Origin of the sequence: Pontibacter pamirensis, from assembly GCF_010015475.1 — a bacterium.
GTDB lineage: Bacteria > Bacteroidota > Bacteroidia > Cytophagales > Hymenobacteraceae > Pontibacter > Pontibacter pamirensis.
In genome coordinates this window covers 1-1,949 of the sequence record NZ_SSNI01000099.1, presented here as the reverse complement: position 1 = coordinate 1,949, position 1,949 = coordinate 1, and the positions used below count along the sequence as shown (strand labels likewise).

Annotated in this window: 2 protein-coding genes and 1 pseudogene; 2 read left to right on the top strand and 1 reads right to left on the bottom strand. The window is 44.7% G+C overall.

Going from position 1 to position 1,949, the window contains the following annotated elements:
- Positions 1-191, bottom strand: a pseudogene (locus E1919_RS27860) (IS701 family transposase); the annotation flags it as partial.
- A gap of 201 nt (positions 192-392) precedes the next feature.
- Between E1919_RS27860 and E1919_RS27075 the strand changes: the two are divergent.
- Together E1919_RS27075 and E1919_RS27070 are read left to right on the top strand one after the other, a co-directional pair.
- On the top strand, positions 393-563 hold the full coding sequence (locus E1919_RS27075) for a hypothetical protein (protein WP_162056516.1): 171 nt from the start codon (positions 393-395) through the stop codon (positions 561-563).
- Between the two features lie 405 nt (positions 564-968).
- Positions 969-1,721: a class I SAM-dependent methyltransferase gene (locus tag E1919_RS27070; protein WP_237144895.1), complete on the top strand. Its 753-nt coding sequence runs from the start codon at positions 969-971 to the stop codon at positions 1,719-1,721.
- The last annotated feature ends 228 nt before the right edge of the window (positions 1,722-1,949 follow it).

Below are 1,949 nucleotides of genomic sequence, written 5' to 3'. Positions count from 1 at the left end.
GCACGGGAGGACTGGGTGAGATGCGGCGATACCTTCTCCCACAACAAGCGGGACGTAAGCTTTTCATCTCTGAGAAAGCGGTGAACGGAATCATGACTCAGCCCCTGCAGGTGGTCAGCAAAATAGGTGCAGGTATAGTTAACCTGCGTACTCAACAGATATTGGCAGTACATATCTATAGCTGTTTTCATGCTACTTCTCCCTCCAACTACTTCTACTTAATTTTTTCGCTTAGGTACAGTTTGCGAAAGTACTATTTATAAATATTACTACGTTTTTTATTATAATTTGAATACATTACTTGATAAAAACAATCGAGTAGTGTCCCATAGTCTGGTGCTGTTGTCGGCTCTCCTGCTTTAGAACGGCATAGGATTAGAAGATTCAATTTAATGCAGTTCACTTCTGCTACTACTACTACTACTACTACTACTACTACTACTACTACTAAGAACATCCGCTGCGCTCGCCCGGGCGTATTCCACCGGGCTCATTCCATCCAGTCTGTTCTGGAGCCGCAAGAGGTTGTAGTCCTCTTGCTTTGGGCTATCACTTTAACATGATTTAGTGAGTCGAACATGTATACTTCCAGCACGTTCCTTCTAAAGGTGCTGGACAATGCTATTCCTATCCCATTCGCATATCATGACATAGGTTGCTCCAGTGAGACTTGAAATTCAGATTAAAGTTCATGGTTTTTATAAGTATCTCTGCCGTCGGTGCCTTTGAAACGTAAGTCGCTTTTTTACAGGTGGAGAACAAAATTAGCCGCAGAAGAACGTAAGGATGTGTTTCTCAGATAGCGCTCCAGTGCTTGTAGTTTACTCTTTTGGTAAATAATGAATGTCCAAAGCATTTGTTCAGTGCTTGGAGGAAGTCGAGAATGAGAAGTAGCCTCAAAGTAAACCAAAGAACTGATCGATGTCGTAAAAAAACAAATCAAGAGTTTAACCCAATCTCAAGTTTATATGAAAACATCCTCCTACCAAGGTATGAAGCAGCTTTTTGTGCTGTTCCTGTGGTTGTTTCTGGGTGCCGGGAGTAACTGCCAGGCGCAGGTAGAGCAAAAAGCGGCAGCAGTCTATACTACTAGACCACCTAGTCCGGGTGGTACTGGCAAAATATACATGGCCCGCGAAATCGCCCGGGTTATAGGAGCGGGCGGGGGTGGCTGGCTTGACAGGAGCACCAGGCAGAAAGAAGAAAAATCGTTACGTGCTATTGACAGCATGATGCTAACTCCTCAAAGTGTTGTTGCTGACATTGGCGCAGGTACCGGTTTTTATTCTTTTAAGGTAGCAAAGAAGGTACCCAAGGGTAAAATATACGCTGTAGAGTTGCAGGATGCATTTGTTGCTGAACTTGAAAAGCGCAGACAGGAACTTGGGCTAAGTAATGTGGAAGTGGTAAAAGGCGGTACCAAAAGCATAAACGTACCTGACGCCTCACTTGACCTTGCCTTTATGGTTGATGTATATCACGAACTGGAGTATCCCCATGAAATGCTGCAGGCTATACACAAGGCATTGAAGCCGGGCGGTAAATTGCTGCTGCTGGAGTACCGTGCAGAAGACCCAAAGGTAGCCATCCGGGAGTTGCACAAAATGACTGCGGAGCAGGTTAAGAAGGAGTTGGAGGCGAATGGCTTCAGGCTTTTCAGGCGCGAGGATTCTCTGCCAATTCAGCATTTTCTGATGTTTAATAAGAAGGAGGAAAAGTGATGAAGCAGATTATTTAATTTACTCAATTGCATGCCATGCAGGGTAACGCCTTAGCCTTCAAAGCGAATCTCTACACTGTTGAGGAATTATGAATACCTCTCCTATAGTACTCCCTGTTTGTAGGACCACCAAGCACTGTTTTTAAGTTGATTTTTCCCTAAGTCCTCTCCCAATCAGGCCGCCTGCTGTTTGTATACCTCCACCGGAATCTGTCTCCCTATCCCCTGA